The sequence below is a fragment of the Streptomyces sp. NPDC032721 genome (genome assembly GCF_055579625.1).
The window spans coordinates 670,476-688,905 of record NZ_JBVIMX010000001.1 but is presented as its reverse complement, the minus strand read 5'-3'; the positions used below and the strand labels follow the sequence as shown (position 1 = coordinate 688,905).

The following is an 18,430-nucleotide window of genomic DNA, read 5'->3' as shown; positions in this document are numbered from 1 at the left end:
CCACCACAGGGAAGTACCGGGAAGAACCGGGGAAGAAGGGGAACGCCGTGGCGAAGGGCCGCAAGAACGGTAGCTACTCAGAGATATCCGAGGAACTCTCCGCCCTGATGCGGACGGGATGGGCGGACACCGAGCGGCACGACCTGGAGCTCGACGAGCAGGCCCCGTACGCGGCCCGCCGCCGCGCGGCGCTCTCCGCGCTCTTCCCCGGCGAGCGCCTGGTGATCCCCTCGGGGAACCTCAAGACCCGCTCCAACGACGACACCTACCCGTTCCGGGCGTACACCGGCTATGTGCACATGTCCGCGGACCAGGCCAGGGACGGTGCCCTCGTCCTGGAACCCCGTACCGACGGCGGCCACGACGCGTACTGCTACCAACTGCCGCGCGACAGCCGGGACGACAACGAGTTCTGGATCGGCAACACCGCCGAACTGTGGATGGGCCGCCGCCGCTCCCTCGCCGAGTCCGAGCGCGTGCTCGGCCTGCCGTGCAGGGACGTCCGCACGGCCGCCGCCGACCTGGCGGCCGCCGCCTCCGCCGGCGTACCGACCCGGATCGTCCGGGGCATCGACCCGGCGCTGGAAGCCGCCGTCAGCACCGACGAGGACCGCGACGAAGCGTTCGAAGAGGCGCTCAGCGGGCTGCGTCTGGTCAAGGACGAGTGGGAGATCGGCGAGCTCCGCAAGGCCGTGGACTCCACGGTGCGCGGCTTCACCGACGTGGTCGGCGAGCTGTCCGCCGCGATCGCGTCCTCCGAGCGCTGGATCGAGGGGACCTTCTTCCGCCGCGCCCGCCTGGAGGGCAACCACGTCGGCTACGGCTCGATCTGCGCCGCCGGCGAGCACGCCACGATCATGCACTGGACGGACAACGACGGACCGGTGCGGCCGGGCGAACTCCTGCTGCTCGACGCCGGAGTGGAGACGCACAGCCTCTACACCGCCGACGTCACCCGCACACTGCCGATCAACGGCACCTTCACGCCCCTCCAGCGCAAGGTGTACGACGCGGTGTACGAGGCCCAGGAAGCCGGCATGGCGGCGGTGAAGCCGGGTGCCGCCTACCGGGACTTCCACGAGGCGTCCCAGCGCCACCTCGCGGCCAGGCTGGTCGAGTGGGGCTTCATCGAGGGCCCGGCCGACCGCGCGTACGACCTCGGGCTCCAGCGCCGCTTCACGATGGCGGGCACCGGGCACATGCTCGGCCTGGACGTCCACGACTGCGCCCAGGCCAGAAACGAGGACTACATCGACGGCCCGCTGGAGCCGGGCATGGTGCTCACCGTCGAGCCCGGTCTGTACTTCCAGGCGGACGACCTGACCGTGCCCGAGGAGTGGCGCGGCATCGGCGTCCGGATCGAGGACGACCTGCTGGTCACCGACGACGGCAACGAGAACCTGTCGGCGGGGCTGCCGAGGTCGGCGGACGAGGTCGAGGAGTGGATGGCGCGGTACGCGGGCTGAGCCGGCGCGGGTTCGCGCATTCGGTGCGCCGCCCCCTGCCGGTCGGCTACCGCCCGTCCAGCAGCGGCCGCAGTGCCACGACCAGGCGTTCGTACTCCTCGGGCCGGTTGTAGACCTGCCCGCAGACACGGATGCCGCCGCCGCCCTGCCAGGGCCAGATCAGCACCCGGAAGCCGAGCCGGGCCGCGATCTCCTCGCGCAGGGCGGCGGCCTCATCGGGCGTCCTGGCCAGCCCCGGCGGCAGCCGCAGCGACCGCATCGGGAGGCGGTCGTCGGCGGGCAGCGGGGTCAACCCCGGCAGCCCGGCGAGGAGTTCGGCGCCGTACGCAGCCAGCGTGCTGTTGTGGGCGCGTACGCGGTCGGCGCCGAGGTCCGCGAGCAGGCCGAGGCCGTCGGGGGCGGCGAGCCACCCGGTGTAGTCGACGGTGGCCCGGAACTCGACCGCGCGCGGGAAGCCCCGGCCGTCCTCCCAGGAGGGGACGGGCGCGGGTACGCGCTGCCGGTGCTCCGGGGACGCCACGAGCACGGCACTGCCCGGCGGCGCGTATGCCCACTTGTGCAGGTTACCGAACCAGAAGTCGGGCCCGCCCGCCAGGGGTTCGGCGAGCGTCCCCGGCGCGTGGGCGCCGTCGACCACGGTGGCCACGCCCCGCTCCGCGAGGTCCGCGATGAGCGCGGGGGTGGCGATGAGGCGGGCCGTGGGCGAACTGATCTGGTCGAGCACGGCGACCCGGGTACGGGGCGTGAGTGCGGCGAGCACCGCCTTGCGCACCGCCTGCTCGTCCGGCAGCGCCGGGTCGAGGGCGGCGGTCACGACGCGGGCGCGGCGGGCGGCGGCAGCGGTGACCGTGCCGTAGCCGTGGTCGGTGACCAGGACCTCGTCGTCGGGCGCCAGCCGCAGCGCGTCGAGCGCGAGGTGGGCGCCCTCGGTGGCGTTGGCGACGAACGCGGCGCCCTCGGGGTCGGTACCCAGGTGGGCCGCGACCCGGTTCCGCGCCTCGGCGACTCGGTCGGGGACGCCGATGAAGAAGGAGTCGGGGTCGGCCGCGGCTTCGTCCGCGATGCGCCGCTGGACTTCGGCGACGGGGAGGGGAACGGCACCGAAGGACCCGTGGTTGAGGTGGGCCACCTGGCCGGAGAGCCGGAACAGCTCGGCGCCGCCGGGGAACGCGGCGGGCTCGGTGATCGGTCGTCTCATCGGGGTGAAGTTAGGTTGACGCCTTTTCCGTGTCAAGGGAGCCCGCAGCGCGATGGTCCGGTCCGGGCCGGTGTGGCACGATGGTCTGCCCAATACCCCCAGGAGGTATCTGAGGGGCGGGTGAGGACCAAGTGGACCAAGGGGTGGTGGAGATGAAGGTGGAAGGTTTCGCCGAGGCCGGTTACGAGGAAGTGCGCCGGGTCTTCCAGCAGTTGGTCGACGACGGCAGGGAGACCGGCGCGGGCGTCTCGGTCTGGCGCGACGGCCGGGAGGTCGTCCGGCTGAACGGCGGCTGGGCCGACGCCGCCCGCCGCCGCCCCTGGCGCGACGACACGTTGGTGCAGCCCTACTCGCTGTCCAAGACGTTCGTGACGCTCGCCGCACTGGTGGCGGTCCGCGACGGCGCACTCGAACTGGACGAGCCGGTCGCCGGGGTCTGGAAGGAGTACGGGGTCCGGGGCAAGGAGCGCACCACCCTGCGCCAGGTCCTCACGCACCGCGCGGGCCAGCCGCGCTTCCCCGCCGAAGCGGCGGGGCTCGACCTCCTCGACTCCGCGGCCCTGCGCAGCAGCCTCGCGCAGGCGGCGCCCGAGTACCCGCCGGGCACCGCGCTGGGGGAGCACGCGCTGACCTACGGCCACCTCGTCGACGGCATCCTGCGCGCGGGCTGCGGCGTCACGCTGGGGGAGATGTACGACGAGGTGGTGCGGCCCGCACTGGGCCTCGACGCCTGGTTCGGCGTCCCCGACGAGGCACTGGACCGGGTCGCCGAGTTGGAGTACGCGGACCCGGAGTGGCCGCGACAACTCCACGCGGCGCCCTGGCTGCAGGTGCCCGACGGATTCCTGGACATCGGCCGTATGAACACCCGCGCCTGGCGGCAGTCCGTCTTCGGCGCGGCCAACCTGCACACCACCGCCACCACGACGGCCCGCTTCTTCGCCACCCTCACCAGCGCGGAAGGACCCCTGCGCGAACTCCTCGGCGAGCGGCTGCACACCGAGCTCCTCACGTCCCAGGTCACCGGCCACGACGAGGTGTTCGGCACCAGGATCACCTGGACCCTGGGCTTCGTACGCGACCGGGGGAAGATCGCCAAGGGCGGAATCGGCGGCTCCGCCGCCTGGTGGTCCCTCGGCCACCGCCACGCGTGCGCCTATGTGACCCGCCGCTTGGCCGACCACTCCCGCGCGGCGGAGATCGCCGCGGCCCTCGGCGACGACCTGTCGGTGGTCGGCGAGGACTGAGCGCGGGCGGGGCGCGAGGCGGGGTGCGCGGCGGGGCGCCGTCAAGGAGCCGTCAGCATCCACGACCGTCCCGACAGGGAGCCGTCAAGGGAGGGTGACCGGACACCGGACGACAGGTTGCCTGATCAAGGGCAACCGGACCCGAGGGCCCGACTCAAGCCTCAAGCCTCAAGCCTCAAAGGGAGTTGACCGTTCATGAGCCTGGAGAACGTCGTCGGCGTCGTCGTGGCCCTCAGCGTCGTCGGATACCTGGTGGCCGCGATGCGCCACCCGGACAAGTTCTGACACCCGGCCGTCGGGGCCGTCCAGAAGATGGTGTCCCGGAGTATCGTCCCGAACGCTTCGATGTGGGGCGCCTCGGCGGGCGCGCGGGCGTGCGGGCGTGCGGGCGCTCGGGTCAGGAGCGGTGCGGGGTGACCAGGCCGGATTCGTAGGCGAGGACGACGAGTTGGGCCCGGTCGCGGGCGTGGAGCTTGGTCATGGCCCGGTTGATGTGGGTCTTCGCCGTCACCGGGCTGATCACCATGCGGCCGGCGATCTCGTCGTTGGACAGGCCCTGCGCGACCAGGGTGACGGCCTCGCGTTCGCGGCCGGTCAGCTCGTCGAGCCCCGTGACGGGGGCGGTGGCGCGCGGCTGGGCGATGTACTTGTCGATCAGCTTGCGGGTGATCGCCGGGGCGAGCAGCGCCTCGCCGCGCGCGGCCACGCGTACGGCGTGCAGGAAGTCCTCCGGCACGATGTCCTTGACGAGGAACCCGGCGGCACCCGCGCGCAGCGCGTGGAGCACGTACTCGTCCAGGCCGTAGTTGGTCAGGATCACGACGTGCACGGCGGCCAGCGCCGGGTCGGCGGCGATGCGACGGGTCGTCTCGATGCCGTCGAGGACCGGCATCCGGATGTCGAGGAGCGCGACGTCGGGCAGGTGCTCCCTGGCCAGGGCGAGGCCCTCCTCCCCGTTCGACGCCTCGGCCACCACCTCGATGTCCTCTTCGAGATCGAGGAGCGCGCGGAACCCGCTGCGCAGCAACGGCTGGTCGTCGACCAGCAGGACCCGGATCATGACGGCTGCCCGACGGGGAGTTCGGCCTGGACGGTGAACCCGCCCTCCGCACGGGGTTCCGTGCGCAGCCGGCCGCCGAGGGCGGTGACGCGTTCGCGCATGCCGAGCAGGCCGAGACCCGGGCCCGGTGTCGGTGTCGGGGCGCTTCCCGGCGCGGCTCTGCCGTCGTCATCGATGCGTACGGCAAGGGAGTTGGGGCGGCAGTCGATCCGTACCGACGCCGCGGCGGCGTTCGCATGGCGCGCGGTGTTGGTGAGCGACTCCTGGACGATCCGGTAGACGGTACGGTCCACCGCCGCCGGTATGCCGAGCGGCTCTCCCTCGATCGTCAACGTGGCGTCCAGGCCCAGCAGTCGGGCCCGTTCCACGAGTTCTCCCACGTGCTCGATGCCACGCGGCGGGGCGGTGTCGTCGTCGCGCAGCGCCTCCAGGGTCGCGCGCAGTTCCCGGCTCGCCTCGCGTCCCGCCTCCTGGATCGCCAGCAGCGCGGGCGGCACCTCCTCGCCCCTCCTGCGCGCCACGTGGACGGCGACTTCGGCCTGCACCTTGATCACCGAGATCTGGTGCGTGAGCGAATCGTGCAACTCCCTTGCGATACGCAGCCGTTCCTCGTCGGCACGGCGCCGCGCGGTCTCCTCCCGGGTGCGCTCGGCCTGCTCCGCCCGCTGTTCGGCCTGCCGCAGGGCCTCACCGGCGGCGCCCGCCGCGACCAGCCAGGCGATCTCCAGGGCGCCCCGGGCCTGCGCGAATGCCGCGCCCGTGTCGTGCAGGCCCGAGGCCAGGGCCGCGAGCGGAAGCACGGCCAGCACGCCCACGCTCGCCGTCACAGTGAGGACGCGATGCCCCGCCCGGACGGCCGCGTACACCGCGAACAGGTAGGCGACGGCGGGTACATCGAACCCGACCGCCTGGTACCCCACCGAGCACAGCCCGGTGACGGCCAGGACGGCCACCGGAGCCCGGCGGCGCGCGAGGAGCGCCAGCCCGCAGGTCAGCAGCAGCCCGTAGCCGAGTGCGTCGAGGCCGGTGTCGAGGTCGTCCGTGGCGGAACGTTCCACGGAACCCTGCTCCGACAGGCCGGTGGCCACGAGTGCCGCGGCCACACCGACAGCGATCACCAAGTCCGCGACACGCGCCCGGACATCGGGCTCACCTGCACTCATGTGCGCACCTTAGCGGGCGGTCGCGACGGGGCGAGTCCCCCTGGTGGGCGAGCGGCGGACTACCGCGTACGCAGTAGCCGTACGTCCTGCTGCCGCGCTCGCGGCAGGCGGATACCGCGCGGGTGGCAGCGTGAAGAGACTGCGTTCGCCGGACGACCGGAAGCGGGTCCCGCGGACATGCTCGGACAGCACCCCGTCGCAGAACGATGAAGGAGCCCCACCATGTCTGTCCGCCGCCTGCTCGCCGCCGCTGCCTGCGCACTCCTGGGAGGCGTCGCGCTCGCCGTACCCGCTGTTGCACAGTCCTCGCTGGAGTCCGCCGCCGTCAGCGTCTACACCTTCAGCCTCGGGCGGATCGGCGCCACCACGGGCGGGCTGCTGGGGCTGGCGGCCCTGGTCGTTGCCGTACTGGCGCTGACCCGTCCCACAGGACGCTTCGGCGCCGCCAGGGGATCGCGCGCGGCTGTGGTGGCCCTCGCGGCTGGGCTGGTCAGCACGGTCCTAGGCGTGCTGGTCGCGGCCACCGCCGACGGCGGCCTCGGCACCGGCAACGGGCTGGGCGGCGCCTATGTGGCCGTGCTGCTGGGACTGCTCGGCACCGCCCTCGCGGGACTGGCCCTGCGGCGCGCGCGCCGCACCGCGTGAGCTGCGGGGAGGAGGGCGACAGGCTCCGGCATCGACCCGCTGGAGCCGCCCGCGTGGCAGGACACTTGTCGCCACAAGTGTCCTGCCACGCAAGCTACTTGTTCACCGCGTGCCTCTGCCGCCGTTCCGAAGCAGTGTGCCGAAACTCTTGTCGGAGTGGGTCGGCCTCTCTAATGTGAACCTTCAAATCTCCAGGAATCTTCTGTGCAGCACCAGTTGGGACTAATTTTGAACGATCAAATCCATCCGGGGGAGGGCTACCTCGACCACGCCAGGGTCGGGCCGCTCTCTCCTCCCGTCTTCGCCGCGCTCACCGCCGCGACCGCGCTCGCCGGCAGGCTCGAACCCGCCGACCTCGACCGGCTGTTCGCGCTCGCCGACGCGGCCCGGGTCTCGGCGGCGCGGCTGCTCGACGCCCGTCCGCACGAGATCGCCCTCGTCCCGTCCACCAGCAACGGCCTGTTCACCGTGGGCGCCGCGCTGCGCGGCCCCGGCACGCTCCTCGTATCGCGCACCGAGTTCCCCGCCAACCTCTACCCCTGGCTGCGCTTCGCCGGGCGCGGCGGCCCGGCCGTCCGGCTCGTCGAACCGGTCGACGGGCGCCACCTCACCCCCGACCTCCTGCGCAGCCACCTCACCCCGGACGTCACCGCCGTCGCCGTCAGCGCCGTCGACTCGCTGACCGGACACCTGGCACCACTGGCCGCGCTCAAGGAAATCCTGGGCCCCGGGCGGCTGTTGATCGTGGACGCCATCCAGGGACTGGGCGCCGTACCGCTCGAAGCGGACGCCGCCGACATCCTCGTCAGCGGCGGCCAGAAGTGGCTGCGGGCCGGGTGGGGAGCGGCCCTGCTGCTGATCCGCGACCGTTGCGAGGGGCATCTGGCCGCCGGGCTCGGCGGCTGGGCGGGCGTGACGGAGCCCTTCGCGGACCTGCACCCCATGCCGCCGCTCCCGGGCGCAGCCGCCCACCTCGCCACCAACCCCGACTTCACCGCTGCCGCAGCGCTCGGTGCGGCCCTCGACGATCTGGCCGAACAGGGGGGCCCGACAGCGGTCGGGGCCCGGGTCAGAGCCGCCCTGGCGGAGCTGCTCGACCGGGTGCGGCGGGCCGGCGGCGACGTACTGCTGGAGGATCTCGACCCGTACGAGCGCGCCGGAATCGCCTCTTTCCGGCTGCCGGGTCACGACCCCGCCACCGTTCACCAGGCTCTGGAGACGTCAGGCGTGATCACCACCCGACGCGACGAGTGGATCCGGCTTTCCCCGCACGCCTGTACGCCGGGCACGGCGCCGGACCTGCTGACCGAAGCGCTGCACGCGCTCACGCACACGCACAGGCGCGCACACACGCACACGGTCTCGCGGGGCGCGTCCGCACCGCCCCCTCCGCGCCCGCCCCCTCTGCAATTGCTCACCCCACGCCCCAGCCACCCCCAGGACCACACCCTCACCAGGAGCCGATATGTCCCACTCCTTCTCCCTGAGCCGCCGCCGCATCCTCCAGCTCGCCGCAGCCTCCGCAGCCTCGGCCGCCGGGTTCGGCCTGACCGCCTGTGGTGACAACGGGGCGGGCGGCGCGGCGGGCGGTGACGGCGACACCGGCCGGATCACCGTCTGGAGCTGGACCACCGCGGCCGAGGCCCTGCGCGGCGTCGTCCCCGACTTCGAGCGGGACAACCCCGGCATCAAGGTCAATGTCCAGGACGTCGGCAACCCGGCGATCTGGGACAAGATCACCGTCGGTCTCGCCTCCGGCGGCAAGGGCCTCGCCGACGTACTGCACATAGGCGTCGACTACCTGCCCGGCTACCTGGAGAAGTTCCCCGCAGGCCTCGCCGACCTGTCCGCGCTCGGCGCCGACCGGCACAAGGACGCCTTCGCGAAGGGGCTGTGGCCCACCGTCATCGGCAAGGACAAGGCCGTCCACGCCCTCCCCTGGGAGGTCAACCCGCTCGGAATGTTCTACCGCAAGGACTACTTCGACAAGGCGGGCGTCGACCCCGGATCCCTCCGCAGCTGGGACGACCTGATCGCCGCGGGCCCGAGGATCCGCTCCGCCACCGGCGCCCAGCTCCTCGGCCTCGACAAGCCCGGCACCACCCAGGACATGGACTTCTTCCAGAACCTGATGCAGCTTCAGGGCGCCTTCTACTTCGACGCCGACGGCAAGGTCACCCTCGCCTCCCCGGCCGCCGTTCGGGCCCTCACCGTCATCAAGCGCCTCAACGACGCCGGGCTGATCGCCGACACCGCAGGGGAGGGCACCGGCAAGCGCCTGCTCAGCCAGGGCAAGCTGGCCACCGACCCGAATCCCGCCTGGGCCGTGGAGTACCTGGCCACCAAGTTCCCCGACCAGAAGGGGAAATGGCGTGTCATGCAGCCCCTCGCCGCCGTCCCCGGCGGCGGCCGCAGCGCGCTCGTCAACTCCACCTACCTGGCCGTCTCCGCCGCCAGCCCGCGCCGCAAGGCGGCCTGGCGGTTCATCGAGTACGCGCTCACCAAGCCCGCCGAGATCAACCGGATGTTCGCCTCGGGCGGCGTGTTCCCCGCCCTCACTGCCGCGTACGCGGACCCGAGGTTCAGCGCACCGCACCCCTACTACGGCGGCCAGAAGGTACTGAAGTCCTTCGTCGACTCGCTCGGCGCCGGATCCGGGGCCACCAACTTCACCGGCGACTACCCCCGTGCGCTCAAGTTCGCCAGCGACGCCCAGAGCCAGGTACTGCTGAAGGGCGCCGACCCGGCCACCGCCCTCAAGGCCGCCGCCGAGCAGCTCGCCCGGCAGACCGGCCGCCGGCAGGCGGTCTGAGCATGTCCCTCGCACCCACCGAGCGCGCCCCCGCCACCGCCACCTCGGCGGGCCGCAGGACCCCCGGGCCAAGCGGACGGGCCGGCCGTGGACAACGGAGCCGGCGGGGGCAGCGCCAACTACTGACCCGGCGCTCCGTCCCGTACCTGCTGATCATGCCCGCCGTCCTGGGCTTCGCGCTCTTCAAGGCGTACCCGATCGTAGCCTCGCTCTGGATCAGCCTCACCACGGGCAACGGCGCCGACCGCCGCTTCGCCGGACTCGCCAACTACCGCCGCCTGCTCGACGATCCGCTGTTCTGGACCGCCCTGGAGAACACCGCGCTGATCCTGGTCGTCCAGGTGCCGCTGATGCTCGGCCTCGCGCTGCTCGTCGCCCTCGGCCTGGACTCCGCCAAGGTCTGGCTGCGCCCGCTGTGGCGGCTCGGGGTCTTCATTCCCTCGCTGACCGGGCTGGTCGCCGCGGGCGTGATGTTCTCGGTGATCCTCAACCGGGACGCCGGAGTGCTGAACTGGCTGCTGTCCCTGCTGGGCGTCGACCCGGTGAACTGGCTCGGCAGCCCCTCCTGGGCGCGCGTCGCCATCGTCCTCGTACTGACCTGGCACTACACCGGCTACAACGCGGTGATGTACCTGGCCGGACTCCAGGGAATCCCCACCGAGTTGTACGAGGCCGCCAAGGTCGACGGCGCGGGCCCGATCCGCCGCTTCGTCTCCATCACGCTGCCCCAGCTGCGGCCGATCCTGCTGCTCACCGTGGTGCTCTCCACGATCGGCACCCTCCAGCTCTTCGACGAGCCGTACGTCCTGACCGGCGGCGGCCCCGACAACGCCACCCTGACGGTGACCATGTACCTCTACAACAACGGCTTCAAGTACTTCGACTTCGGCTACGCATCGGCACTGGCGTACGTGCTCGCGCTGATCGTGTCCGTACTCGGGATCCTCCAGGTCAGGCTGGCGGGGGAGCGCCGATGAAGACGCTGAGGTCAACGAGTTCAACGACGAGGGTTGCCCGCAAACCCCGTAACCCCCGCAATCGCCGCAGCCCCCTGCTCACCCTGATGCTCGCTGGTGCCTTCGGGCTCTGCGTCGGCCCGTTCTACTGGCTCGCGATGGCCGCGACCCAGGACGACAAGGACGTCTTCTCCTGGCCGCCCAAGCTGCTGCCCGGTGGCCATCTCATGGAGAACCTAAGGGGGTTGGAGGAGTCCATCGGACTGACCCGGGTGCTGTTCAACAGCGTGCTGGTGGCGGGCCTCCAGACCCTCGGCGCGGTCGTCGTCTCCGTACTGGCGGGCTACGCCTTCGCCAAGTTCGACTTCCGGGGGCGCAACCTGCTCTTCGTACTGCTGCTCAGCACCCTGGTCATTCCCGACACGGTGATGCTGATCCCGATCTTCGAAATGATGATGGACGTCGGTCTGATCGACTCCTACCAGTCGGTCGTCCTGCCCGGCCTGGTCACCCCGTTCGGCATCTTCCTGATGCGCCAGGCACTGCGCTCGATGCCCGACGAACTCCTGGACGCGGCCCGGGTCGACGGCGCGGGCGAACTGCGGGTGCTGTGGCGGATCGTCGTCCCGGTCAACCGGCCGGTGATCGCGGCACTCGCGCTGTTCGTGTTCCTCGGTGCGTGGAACCAGTTCGTCTGGCCGCTGATCGCGCTGCGCAGCCCGGAGATGTACACGCTGCCGGTGGCCACGGCCACCCTCCAGGGCCTGTCCACCACGAATTACGCGCAGGTGCTGCTGGCCGGAGCGATCGCCGCCATACCCGTGATGGCCCTCTTTCTTGTCCTGCAACGCCAGTTCATCTCCGGCCTGCTGGCCGGGGCGACGAAGGAGTGACACCCATGTCTGCCGAACTCCCAGCCGAACTCCCAGCCGAACCGGGCTCCACCGCACCGGACAGCACCGCCCCGCACGACGCCCCGCAGTGGCCGGTCCAGGCCTGGCGCCCGAGCGTCCCGGACGGGGGCACCCGAGCGTCCGGCAGCCCGGATCGGCAACTACGGCTCGACACCGGCCTGTTCCACACCACCGGCGACCCCCTGGTCGTACACCTGCGCCTTACGGGGGCGGCCGACGACGATCGGCACAACCAGTTGGAAGCCACGGTCACGTCGGCGGGCGACGGCGCGGTCCTGATCGAAGTCACGGCCACCACTGGGGACGCGCCCGCGCACCACCCCACCCCCCTCGCACCCCTCACCCTCCACGCCGAATGGCGGGTCCCCTGCGTCGGCGCCACCGCCTACTGGACCCCCGACACCAGCGCCTCCCGCTGGCTGCCGCCGTCCTGGATCGCGCCCCGCACCGTTTCGCTCGTGCTGGGCGCCCCGGTCGCCAGCCTGGTCGGCGCCGACGACCGGGCCCTGTGCACCGCGGCCCTGGGGGAGACCGCCGAGCCGGTGCGGGTGGGCGCCGGGGTGGTGGAGGAGAGTGGCGAGTTCGCGTTCACCGTGGAACAGCAACTAACCCCGAACGGAAGGCCGTTGAGGCTCCGAATAGACCTGGGAGGCACCGGGGGAGACAAGCGGCACTTCGCCGCCACCCTCCAGGACGTGGCCGCCTGGTGGGGCGAGGGCCTGGACCACCCAGGGGTCGCCCCGGCCGCCCGGATGCCCGCGTACTCGACCTGGTACAGCCTGCACCAGAACGTCGACGCCGCCGCCGTCGAACGCCAGGCCGCCCTCGCCGCGGACCTCGGGTGCGAAAGCGTCATCGTGGACGACGGCTGGCAGACCGCCGACCGCAGCCGGGGCTACGGCCACTGCGGCGACTGGGAACCCAACCCCGAGTCCTTCCCCGACCCCGCCGCCCACGTCGCCGTGGTCCACCGGCTGGGACTCGCACATCTCCTCTGGTACGCGGTGCCCTTCATCGGCCGGCACAACGACGCCTGGCACCGCTTCAAGGGCATGGTCCTGCGCGAGGAACCCGAACTCGAAGCGGCCGTGCTCGACCCCCGCCACCCCGAGGTCCGCGGGTACCTGATCGAGAAGATCTCGCAGGCGGTCGAGCGGTGGGGCGTGGACGGGCTGAAACTCGATTTCCTCGACCGGTTCGCCGTCAGCGACCCGCCGCCCGCACCGCAGGGCGCCGACCGCGACGCCGTTCACGAGGGGGTACGTCAGCTCCTCGCCGACCTGGACACGCGGCTGCGCCGTACCCGCTCCGACGTGATCGTCGAACTCCGTCAGCCGTACGTCAGCCCGGGCCTGTGGCCGTACGCCAGCATGGTCCGCGCCACCGACTGCCCGCTCAGCCCCGCCGAGAACCGCCAGCGCACCGTCGACTGCCGGCTCACGGCCGGACCGCTCGCCGTGCACGCGGACATGATCATGTGGCATGCGGCGGAGAAGCCGGAAGCGGTCGCCGTGCACCTGATCAACGCGCTGTTCTCGGTGCCGCAGATATCCGTCGACCTGGCCGCCCAGAATCCGGACCAGCTGGCCGCCGTACGGTTCTGGCTGGGCTTCTTCCGTACGCACGCGGAGGTACTGCAGCAAGGGGCCCTGGAGCCCGCACACCCCGAACTCGGCTACCCCCAGATCCGCGCCCACGACACCCGCACCACCGTCGTCGCCCGCTACGCACCGCTGCCCGTCGCACTCCCGGGCGGGACCGGGCCGCGTGCCCTCCCCGGCGGGACCGGGCCCCGTACCCTCCTCGTCGCCAACGCTGACAGCGACCCCGTGGTCCTGTTGACCGCAGCGGGACCCGAACGGGCCCTGGCCCGCGTGCAGGACTGCCGCGGTGAGATCCTGTCCGAAACCACGCTCTACCTCGTCGCCGGTCCGAATCCGGTGACCGTACCGACCGGTGGCCTGCTCACCCTGACCCGCGAGCACTGAAGCGCGGGGCCGGGGACGGCCGTCCGCCGCCCCGGCCCCGCCGCCGCCCCCGCCGCCCCCGACCACCCAGAGGAACGCTGCGATGACCGCTCGACCGGTGACCATCGAGGACGTCGCACGCGCGGCCGGGGTCTCCCGCCAGACCGTTTCGAACGCCCTCAACGCCCCCGGCAGGCTGCGCGCCGGCACCCTCGCCCGGGTCACCGCCGCCATCGACGAACTCGGCTACCAGCCCGACCAGTCCGCCCGCAGCCTGCGCACCGGCACCCGCAAGGTCATCGGCTACCCCGCCCCCGCCGACAACCCCGCCGACCCCAACCCCCTGATGGGCGGCTTCCTCCAGGCCCTGGTCACCGCCGCCGACGCGGTCGGCCACCGGATCCTCCTCTTCCGCTCCGACCCGGGCAAGGGCGCGGCCGCGGTTGCCAAGTCCTTCCACGGGCTGATCGCGTCCCGCCAGATAGACGGGTTCGTCCTCTCCGACGTGGTCCACGACGACCCCCGGGTCGACGTGCTCACCGAGGCGGGCTTCCCGTTCGCGGTCTTCGGCCGCACCGCCCCGGGCCGCCCGCAGAACTGGGTGGACATCGACTCCACCGAGGCCACCGCCGAACTGGTACGACTGCTCATCGGCCAGGGCCACCGCAGGCTCTGCTACCTCAACTCCGCCGCCTCCCTGCCCTGGCTGGCCGACCGCAGAGCGGGCTTCCTCCAGGCGGCGGCAGCCGCCCCCGACGGAGCCTTCGAGGTCGGCGTACCCGACGACGACCCGGCCGCCCTTGCCCTGGCCGTCCAACGCCTCCTCACCGGCCCCGACCACCCCACCGCCCTGGTCTGCGCCTCCGACTGGCTGGCCCTGACCGCCTGCGAGGCGGTACGCGCCGCAGGTCGCACGGTCGGCACGGACATAGCCGTCACCGGCTTCAACGACCTCCCCCTGTGCACCCTCCTCCAACCCGCCCTCACGAGCGTGCGCCTCCCACTCCCCGCAATCGCCCACGCGCTGGTCGACCGCCTGATCACCGCGGTGGAAGACCCCACCACCACCCCGACAACGGGCCTACTGCTCCCGGCAGAGCCGGTAGTCCGCGCCAGCACACCGCTTCGCGCCCCATAGCGGCGGCGGCATTGCCACCCGTTGCACCCCGGTGTGTTTCCTCGTCGAGTAATTCCGGTCGGAGCCCTTTCCCGCATGCCTGCGCGTACGGAACTCGCAGGTAGGAATACGGCGTGTACGGAACCCCTGCGTACGGTTACGGCCATTGCGCGCGTGCCGCTCCGTCCGTTATCCGCCGGTCGGCCAGTGGCCACCAGAAGGGGTCCCCGGAATTGCTGCGCATGCCCATGCCGGTCCCCGGCCTGCCGGGCTCAAGTTCCTCAGGAGGCACATCTTTTCATCGTGACCGGAATGCATTCGCCTCAACTCTGCACCGACGTACCGCGCTTGATCGTGCATCACCCGAATCACATACTGCGCTGACCGGCGAGAGCGGCAATCCGCCCAGGCCGAAAGTTCGCTCTGGCCCCCATATCCCAAGCTCCTGGGGGAGACTTGCGCAGGAAATTCATCAGAAGACCAAAGGACGCACGGGCCTTGGTCATCGTGACGGCCACCTCGGTGGCCCTCGTGGCGGGCATGACGGCACCGGCGACAGCCGTCCCGGCCCCCGGCCCCGTCCCCGGCAGTACCGCCGCGAAGGACGCGGCGCGTTCCCATGGCAGCCAGCGGATCCAACTGGTCACGGGTGACCACGTGACGGTCGGCGCCGACGGCAGGCCGGCGGGATTCGAGCCGGCCAAGGGCCGTGAGCGCATACCCGTACAGGTGCAACGCGCCAAGGGGCACACCCTGGTGGTCCCCATGGACGCACAGCGCCTGATCGCCACCGGCAAACTGGACCGGCGGCTCTTCGACCTGGCGGAACTCGCCGATCCGCAGCTGCGCAGGAGCCACCGCGACGGACTCAAGCTGATCGTGCAGTACGAGCGGGGCGCGAGCACCGCACGGGCCGAAACGCGGGCCGCCGCCGGGGACCGGCGTACGTTCCCCACGCTCGACGCGGACGCCCTGCGCGCATCGGCGGGCGACATGGCCAAGGTGTGGGAGGCGTTGACCGACCGTCAGCAGAACGGCGTGCGGGTCACCGGCTCCGGTATCTCCAAGGTGTGGCTGGACAGCGTGCGCCGGGCGAACCTGGATCGCAGCGTGCGGCAGATCGGCGCCGACAAGGCGTGGCAGGCCGGGTACGACGGCAAGGGTGTCAAGATTGCCGTCCTGGACACCGGCGTCGACAAGACCCACGCCGACCTCACGACGCAGGTCGTCGGCGAGAAGAACTTCTCCGACTCACCCGACAGCACCGACCGGGTCGGACACGGTACGCACGTCGCCTCGATCGCTGTCGGCACGGGCGCGGCGTCGGGCGGGAAGTACAAGGGCGTCGCCCCCGGCGCCAGGGTCATCAACGGCAAGGTGCTCAACGACCAGGGCGTCGGCGACGACTCCGCCATCCTCGCGGGCATGGAGTGGGCCGCCGCCGAGGGCGCGGACGTGGTCAACCTGAGCCTCGGCGCCGACGACTTCCCCGAGATCGATCCGCTGGAGGCTGCGGTCAACAGACTGTCCGCAGAGAAGGGGATCCTGTTCGCCGTAGCGGCGGGCAACGAGGGCAGGTACGGCGCATCGTCCCTGGGCTCGCCGGGCAGCGCGGACGCCGCATTGACCGTCGGAGCCGTCAACAAGGACGACAAGCTGGCGTCCTTCTCCAGCACCGGCCCGCGCGTCGGCGACGGCGCCGTCAAGCCGGACGTGACCGCGCCCGGCGTCGCCATCGGCGCGGCAGCCGCGCCCGGCAGCCTGCTCGACACCGACCCCACCGTCGCGCACCCGGCCCCCGGCTACCTCCGGCTCGACGGCACCTCCATGGCGACCCCGCACGTCGCGGGCGCGGCGGCGATTCTCAAGCAGCGGCACCCGGGCTGGAAGTCCGCCGAACTCAAGGGCGCCCTGACCGGCTCCGCCAAGGGCGGGCCGCACACCGTCTTCCAGCAGGGCGCGGGCCGCGTCCAGGTCGACAAGGCGATCGCCCAGAGTGTGATCGCCGATCCGGTGTCGCTGAACTTCGGCGTCGCGCAGTGGCCGCACGCCGACGACAAGCCCGTCACCAAGAAGGTCGGTTACCGCAACCTCGGGACCAGCGACATCACCCTTGACCTGACGGTGGCCGCACTGGACCCGGCAGGCAAGCCCGCCCCGGCCGGATTCTTCACGCTCGGCGCGCAGAAGCTGACCGTGCCGGCCGGTGGCCGCGCCGAGGCAGACCTGACCGTGCACACCAGCCTCGGCACCGCCGACGGCACCTACTCCGGCTACGTCACCGCCACCGGCCCCGGCCAGTCCGTCCGTACGGCAGCCGCCGCCGTGCGCGAGCTGGAATCGTACGAGCTCACGCTCAGGACGCTCGGCCGCGACGGCAAGGACGCCACGTACTTCTCCAACAGCCTCACCGGCTTCTCCGGGCCGGGCAAGAACTTCGCTACGGGCATCCACAACGAGCCGGGCATCCACAAGATCCGCGTCCCCAAGGGCTCGTACGTTTTCAACGCGGGCATTTCCCAGGACCCGATGGACTCCTCCCGGGGCATCGACTGGATCGGACAGCCGAAGCTCGACGTGAACGGTGACACCACGGTCACCGTGGACGCCCGCACCACCAAGCCGGTGAAGCTCTCCGTGCCCGGCATCAGCCAGTCCGACTTCGGTGCGGCGGTCTGGCAGCGCGGGACCGGCGCGGACGCGGTGGGCGCCGGTTGGGTGCTCGGCGAAGGCTACGTCGACTTCCGTTCCGCCCACCTGGGCCCGGACGTCACCGACAGCCCCCTCGTACAGACCTGGGACGCCCACTTCGTGAAGGACCCCGCCACCCAGTACGCGGTGTCCTACGGCGGCAGGACGCAGCAGCTCGCGACCGGTTTCGTACGGGACACCAAGGCGAAGGAGCTGGCGACGCTCAAGGTCGACCTGGGGGCACCGGCCCCGGGCAAGACCACCATGTCCTCCCCGCACGCCCAACTGCCGGGCGCTTCGACGGGCTGGGGATACCTGGTGCCGCAGACCGCACTCGGCACGCGCACCTTCCACGTCTCCACCGGCGACGGCGTCCGGTGGCTGACCGACTTCGAGCAGTACGGTGCCCCCGACGCGAACGGCTACCTGCCCTGGGAAAGCAGCCACTGGATGGCCGGGGCGAAGCGGTACGAGGCCGGCCGGACCTACCGGGAGACGTTCAACACCGGCGTCTTCGGACCGCTCCTGAACAAGGACGCGGGCGTCTTCCGCACCGCACCGGATCCCGACTCGGGTGAGCAGCAGATCGTCGGCTCCCTGCCGCTGCTGGCGGACGGCAGGGGCCACCTCGGCCGCGCCTCGCTCACCTCCGCGGCCACCACCCTCTACCGCAACGGCGTCAAGGTCGCCGCGAACACCGACCCGCTGACCGGCGAGGCGCCCTTCCCCGTCGACGCCGCCGACGCCGAGTACCGGCTGACGGCCTCGGTCGAGCGCCCGGCGGAAGCCGCCGCCGTCTCCACCCGGGTCGACGCCGACTTCACCTTCCGCTCGAAGTCGGTCACGGCCCGCACGGCACTGCCGGTCTCCACGGTCCACTTCGCCGCTCCCGTCGATCTGACCTCGCACGCGCCGGCGGGCAGGACGGTGCGCGTCCCGGTGACCGTGCAGGGCTCGGCGGCCGGAGACAACCTGAAGTCCCTTGACGTGTCGGTGAGTTACGACGCCGGAAAGACCTGGCGGTCGGTCAAGGTCGAGAACGGGAGCATATCCGTGCAGAACCCGGCGAAGGACAAGACGGTCTCCTTCCGCGCCGACGTCGTGGACAAGCAGGGCAACAGGTCGGCCCTGACCATCCGTCACGCGTACATCGGCGCGTGAGGTAGGGCGGCAGGGAACAGCAGAACGGGCGGT

At 71.8% G+C, this 18,430-nt stretch carries 14 protein-coding genes; 11 read left to right on the top strand and 3 right to left on the bottom strand.

All coding sequences use genetic code 11. The features are described from left to right. The first annotated feature begins 47 nt into the window (after positions 1-47). The gene (locus ACZ5PB_RS02935; protein WP_468687195.1) at positions 48-1,466 is read left to right on the top strand and encodes an aminopeptidase P family protein; all 1,419 of its coding nucleotides are present in this window, start codon (positions 48-50) and stop codon (positions 1,464-1,466) included. Positions 1,467-1,512: 46 nt separating this feature from the next. On the opposite strand, the gene ACZ5PB_RS02930 is transcribed toward ACZ5PB_RS02935, so the two are convergent. Then, a complete protein-coding gene (locus ACZ5PB_RS02930; RefSeq protein ID WP_468687193.1) occupies positions 1,513-2,664 on the bottom strand; it encodes an aminotransferase class V-fold PLP-dependent enzyme in 1,152 nt (383 codons plus the stop codon). 152 nt (positions 2,665-2,816) lie between these two features. On the opposite strand from ACZ5PB_RS02930, the gene ACZ5PB_RS02925 reads away from it, so the two are divergent. Next, positions 2,817-3,911 (top strand): serine hydrolase domain-containing protein, encoded by a 1,095-nt coding sequence (locus ACZ5PB_RS02925; protein WP_468687191.1) that lies wholly within the window; start codon positions 2,817-2,819, stop codon positions 3,909-3,911. A 195-nt stretch (positions 3,912-4,106) separates the two neighbouring features. Beyond that, the gene (locus ACZ5PB_RS02920) at positions 4,107-4,196 is read left to right on the top strand and encodes a potassium-transporting ATPase subunit F (protein WP_468687189.1); all 90 of its coding nucleotides are present in this window, start codon (positions 4,107-4,109) and stop codon (positions 4,194-4,196) included. Positions 4,197-4,308: 112 nt separating this feature from the next. Here the strand turns inward: ACZ5PB_RS02920 and ACZ5PB_RS02915 are convergent, their stop codons facing one another. Then, positions 4,309-4,971, bottom strand: a complete 663-nt coding sequence (locus ACZ5PB_RS02915) for a response regulator (RefSeq protein ID WP_468687188.1) — start codon at positions 4,969-4,971, stop codon at positions 4,309-4,311. Further along, positions 4,968-6,134 carry a sensor histidine kinase gene (locus ACZ5PB_RS02910; RefSeq protein ID WP_468687186.1) on the bottom strand — a complete coding sequence of 389 codons (1,167 nt, stop codon included), beginning with the start codon at positions 6,132-6,134 and terminating at the stop codon, positions 4,968-4,970. The genes ACZ5PB_RS02915 and ACZ5PB_RS02910 overlap by 4 nt, the downstream gene beginning before the upstream one ends. Before the next feature lie 222 nt (positions 6,135-6,356). Here ACZ5PB_RS02910 and ACZ5PB_RS02905 point away from each other — a divergent pair, with 222 nt between their 5' ends. The 8 genes from ACZ5PB_RS02905 to ACZ5PB_RS02870 all read left to right on the top strand — a co-directional run bounded on the left by ACZ5PB_RS02905 (position 6,357) and on the right by ACZ5PB_RS02870 (position 18,397). Next, positions 6,357-6,779, top strand: coding sequence for a DUF6223 family protein (locus ACZ5PB_RS02905; RefSeq protein ID WP_468687184.1), 423 nt, complete (start codon positions 6,357-6,359; stop codon positions 6,777-6,779). 228 nt (positions 6,780-7,007) lie between these two features. Next, complete coding sequence (locus ACZ5PB_RS02900; protein ID WP_468687182.1) at positions 7,008-8,342, top strand: aminotransferase class V-fold PLP-dependent enzyme; 1,335 nt, start codon at positions 7,008-7,010, stop codon at positions 8,340-8,342. Next, on the top strand, positions 8,245-9,591 hold the full coding sequence (locus ACZ5PB_RS02895; protein WP_468687180.1) for an ABC transporter substrate-binding protein: 1,347 nt from the start codon (positions 8,245-8,247) through the stop codon (positions 9,589-9,591). The genes ACZ5PB_RS02900 and ACZ5PB_RS02895 overlap by 98 nt, the downstream gene beginning before the upstream one ends. A gap of 2 nt (positions 9,592-9,593) precedes the next feature. Beyond that, positions 9,594-10,568, top strand: a complete 975-nt coding sequence (locus tag ACZ5PB_RS02890) for a carbohydrate ABC transporter permease (protein ID WP_468687178.1) — start codon at positions 9,594-9,596, stop codon at positions 10,566-10,568. A gap of 86 nt (positions 10,569-10,654) precedes the next feature. Further along, positions 10,655-11,440, top strand: coding sequence for a carbohydrate ABC transporter permease (locus ACZ5PB_RS02885; RefSeq protein ID WP_468687176.1), 786 nt, complete (start codon positions 10,655-10,657; stop codon positions 11,438-11,440). A 5-nt stretch (positions 11,441-11,445) separates the two neighbouring features. Continuing rightward, positions 11,446-13,449 (top strand): glycoside hydrolase family 36 protein, encoded by a 2,004-nt coding sequence (locus ACZ5PB_RS02880; RefSeq protein WP_468687174.1) that lies wholly within the window; start codon positions 11,446-11,448, stop codon positions 13,447-13,449. Positions 13,450-13,531: 82 nt separating this feature from the next. Then, on the top strand, positions 13,532-14,566 hold the full coding sequence (locus ACZ5PB_RS02875; RefSeq protein ID WP_468687172.1) for a LacI family DNA-binding transcriptional regulator: 1,035 nt from the start codon (positions 13,532-13,534) through the stop codon (positions 14,564-14,566). A 519-nt stretch (positions 14,567-15,085) separates the two neighbouring features. Further along, positions 15,086-18,397: a S8 family peptidase gene (locus tag ACZ5PB_RS02870; protein ID WP_468688252.1), complete on the top strand. Its 3,312-nt coding sequence runs from the start codon at positions 15,086-15,088 to the stop codon at positions 18,395-18,397. Positions 18,398-18,430 lie beyond the last annotated feature (33 nt).